Here is a 4,036-nt window from a genome sequence, read left to right on the forward strand (position 1 = left end):
GCTAAAATTTTACGTCTAAAATGTTCTGAATAACTCATTGCACCATTGTATTGGTTTTATAATGATTTGACTATATTGGGCTATGTTGATGAAACAGGAATTTGCTCTACCCCTGATAATCGCTATGCATGGACAATAAAAGGACAGGTTCATCAAGTCACAGCGATTTGCTCCAAACGAGTCAATATCATAGGAGCCTTATTATCGACAGGACATTTTGTCACAGCATGTTTACAGGAATCTGTTACAGGTGAGTATTTTTATGCTTATGTCATGGGTGTTGCCAAACAGATCAAAGAGAAATACAACATCCCTCTCACTTTGATTGTGGATAATGCTTCTATCCATAAAAGCAAAAAAATGCAGGCATGGCGAGATTTACTGGAACAAGATTTCAATGTGAGGCTATATTTTCTTCCACCTTATAGCCCTGAACTAAATCGTATAGAAATGTTATGGCGATCAATGAAATATCAATGGCGTGAATTTAAATGGATGCCTACGAATGAGATTGTACAATGGGTAAATGGTATCTCAAGAGGGTTTGGTAATAAATACTTGTTTACTTTTTAGGAGTGACTTATCAACCTCTATGAATTATTTAAAAAATTAGCACAATGAAACTTGTGAAAAAAATGGATTTGAACAAAATTTTTTAGCAAAAAAAGCATAGCAACCAGAAAAATCTTTCCAGCAATCAACAAAAATATCCCCGTGTGCTTCCAGTTTACAACATTTTGACTACCACACTGCCCACAGTAGTAATAATGGCCTTTGATACGGCCACCGCATTCAGGACAATTTTTATGATTAATGAATAAGTTACTCAACGTCTCTTCTCCAAAATTCTTATTATCAAGTTGTAAGTGAAGATAGCACACATTTATAAAAATGTCTTTTTTAAAACATCAAAAGATGTTATAAAAAAGACATTCGCTACTTTAGGATAACTTTTAAGATGAATTTAAATCTCCTTGATGAAGAATCAATCCAACCTTCTGAACCCACGCCATGTGATTTTTTCAAAGGTGAAAATGCTATCAAAAAAGCTAAACAGTTAGGATTACCTGATCTCGAGTTAGTCAGAAACGCAATTATGATCGGTGATGCTGACTATAGAACAAATACTCACTATAACCGTGCACGCTTTATTGCACGATGGGGAAAAATTGGAGAACAGATTGCTTTACTGCTTCGACAATCTGATCCTGCTTGGATATTCCACAATGACAGCCAGCCAAGAATTGAGAATACAGTAAAGAAAATACAAATTATCTTTATGAGCGGGAATATTGCATTGGGGTTAGCTGATCAAGTTGTATCAGCACACTGTGAAAAAGGATTAATGACATTAAATAATATTAAGGAGAATCAGTCTGCTTATGATGATGAGACAAAATTGAGAACATGGATTTTATACTTTCCTTCAGCATCACATCCAGCCTATAAAGACATTGATATCCCAAATATTCCTTTTGAATTTGCATACCCAACTAGCTTCGTACAGGACTTAAAAGCGAAAAAAATTTCAATTTTACCAAGTGACCATACTTGCAGAATTGCATTTGAAATAGATAATACAGTTCCTGTAAAAACTGATCCTAAGCCAGTATTGGAACCATCTAATGAAATTAAACCAGATGATTTTGATATTCAGCTTGTAGTTTAATCTGAGGTTAATGTGTTTAATAAAGATCGTTTACGTATTGCTAAAGAATTACGAGGACTTAGCAATACCGATTTCGCAGAAAAATTGAGTTGCTCTATCTCTAAGGTAAAGCAACTTTTAGACGTGGATAAAGAAATCAATGAAAATGATCAAGATGATATATGCCGTGTATTAAATTTACCCAAGTCATTCTTTGCAGGTAATGACACACAACCACATGAAACAGACCAAATCTTCTATAGATCGGTTGCTCGTATTAAAGCACAGCATAGAAAAGCTAATGAGGCATATACTCTTTTAGCAATAAATATTAACAAGTACTTAAATCAGAAAGTAAAGTTACCTACTTTTCACCGTCCTGATTTAGATATTACTGAGTTTTTGGGTGAATCTAAGTATGCCGATCACCTAGCGTCAGAGTTGAGAGGTTTATGGGCTTTAGGTAATCAACCTATTAATAACATTGTTTCGTTGTGTGAGCTAAAGGGAATCCGTGTCTTTAGATTACCGACTGAAATTCGAGAAATTGATGCACTATCTTTTTTTGATGATGAAAGTGGTAGCCCTTTCATATTTCTAAATACATTTAAGTCTGCCGAAAGAGCCCGCTTCGATTGTGCACACGAACTTGGTCATATCGTTATGCATACGCATAACAAAAAAATTCGTGTCGAGAAAGATAATCGTGTTCTCGAAACTGAAGCGGATCAATTTTCATCTGAATTTTTAATGCCAACAGATGCATTTCTTTCTACTGCTCCACGCTATTTTTCACTAGAAAATATGATTGAGTATAAAAAGATTTGGCGAACATCCCTGAAGGCTATTAACTATAAAGCTCACAAGCTGGGCTTAGTTAGTGATTGGGTTAATCGTAGTAACTCTATAAAGATCAATTCGTTGGGCTACAACATTAATGAACCTGAAGAAACTCATCGAGATGAGAGTTTGATGTTGCCCAAAATTATCTCTGTTTTAGCCTCACAACCATCTTTTGATAAAAATAAAATGCTTGATGAAATTGGAATCTCTGAAGAAGATTTTAATCAATTAACATTTGATGCTTTAGCTAAAGTTGAGCCCCCGAAGAAAAAACATAAGTTATATATTGTCGAGTAATACAAACCTTCCTTAAAAATAATGCGCCTTACGGCGCACTATTTATGCAAAATCCTGATTAATTTTTTTATGACTTCACGCCCAACGTAGTTTTGCATCCCATAAGTCATACTTTAACTGAAAATGTAACTTGCCCCATCATGACTTTTTTCATATAGCCTACTTGAACTGACACCATAAATCCCATGTGTTCCATAAAGCATCGTATACAATTTCAGATAAATTCTTTAGTTATGTGATCAGGCTATGTGCTCAAATTACCTATTTCCAAATAAAAGAAATTTGACACTCTTAGGTGTCGATACAAGCCAGTTTGATCTTGAGCTTAAGGATCATGTATTCCCTTCCTATCATGCTCCAATCATTCTGAACGGCTCAGATCACTTAGAGCTTGATATTGCAAAGTTTGGATTACTACCGAGCTGGGCGAAAGAATTGAAGTTCAGCAGTCATACTTATAACGCCAGAACTGAGTCTGTAGCAGATAAGCCTAGCTTTCGACATGCTTGGAAGTACAGCAAGTTCTGCCTAGTCCCAGTACAAGAATTTTATGAGCCGAAATACATCAATGGCAAGCCACACTGGTACACCATCAAGCGTAAAGATGATCAGCCTTTTACTGTTGCAGGGATCTATGATGATGCAGTGATTAATGGCAATAAGGTACGTTCCTTGGCACTGTTGCAAATAGAGATTTGAGTCGATGATGTTCCCTTTAAAAAGTACTTAGAGACCGAAAACCCTGTTGATTAGACACACTTCACCCTGAGGCTGACCATAATAAAATGACGATGCTTGTCCTTTACGTAGTGCACGCATGACTTCAATACCTTTAATTGTGGCATAAGCCGTCTTCATAGATTTGAATCCTAATGTGGCCCTGATGATCCGCTTTAGCTTGCCATGATCACATTCAATCACGTTATTTTTATACTTAATCTGCCTGTGCTCAAGGTCTGGTGGACATTTACCTTCCCGTTTTAACCGTGATAAAGCACGTCCATATGTGGGTGCTTTATCCGTGTTGATCACTTGTGGAATTTGCCACTTCTTCACATTATTTAAAATTTTTCCAAGAAAACAATATGCTGATTTGGTATTACGTCTAGAAGAAAGATAAAAATCAATGGTATCGCCACGTTGATCGACTGCACGATACAGATAAGACCATCGTCCATTCACTTTTACATAGGTTTCATCAATATGCCACGAGCTCAGATCTGTAGGATTACGCCAATACCAGCGTAA

General features: G+C 36.1%; 4 protein-coding genes and 1 pseudogene. 4 read left to right on the plus strand and 1 reads right to left on the minus strand.

Annotated elements, in window-relative coordinates; translation table 11 throughout:
- Nucleotides 1–75 precede the first annotated feature (75 nt).
- The 4 genes and pseudogenes from VXP95_RS15280 to VXP95_RS15295 all read left to right on the plus strand — a co-directional run.
- Nucleotides 76–573, plus strand: coding sequence for an IS630 family transposase (locus VXP95_RS15280; RefSeq protein ID WP_416712344.1), 498 nt, complete (start codon nt 76–78; stop codon nt 571–573).
- A gap of 385 nt (nt 574–958) precedes the next feature.
- Nucleotides 959–1,669: a hypothetical protein gene (locus VXP95_RS15285; RefSeq protein ID WP_001052588.1), complete on the plus strand. Its 711-nt coding sequence runs from the start codon at nt 959–961 to the stop codon at nt 1,667–1,669.
- Nucleotides 1,670–1,681: 12 nt separating this feature from the next.
- Nucleotides 1,682–2,788, plus strand: coding sequence for an ImmA/IrrE family metallo-endopeptidase (locus tag VXP95_RS15290; RefSeq protein WP_000482094.1), 1,107 nt, complete (start codon nt 1,682–1,684; stop codon nt 2,786–2,788).
- Between the two features lie 246 nt (nt 2,789–3,034).
- Nucleotides 3,035–3,478: pseudogene (locus tag VXP95_RS15295) on the plus strand (SOS response-associated peptidase); the annotation flags it as partial.
- A 36-nt stretch (nt 3,479–3,514) separates the two neighbouring features.
- On the opposite strand, the gene VXP95_RS15300 reads toward VXP95_RS15295, so the two are convergent.
- Nucleotides 3,515–4,036, minus strand: a 522-nt coding sequence (locus VXP95_RS15300; RefSeq protein WP_416712345.1) for an IS6-like element IS1006 family transposase, incomplete at its 5' end; no start/stop codon positions are given.

Source organism: Acinetobacter sp. 226 (assembly GCF_048147925.1).
GTDB lineage: Bacteria > Pseudomonadota > Gammaproteobacteria > Pseudomonadales > Moraxellaceae > Acinetobacter > Acinetobacter pecorum.

Bases quoted from the DNA above. Each gene is read 5' to 3' on its own strand.
- VXP95_RS15285 (WP_001052588.1), top strand. From the start codon at position 959: ATGAATTTAAATCTCCTTGATGAAGAATCAATCCAACCTTCTGAACCC.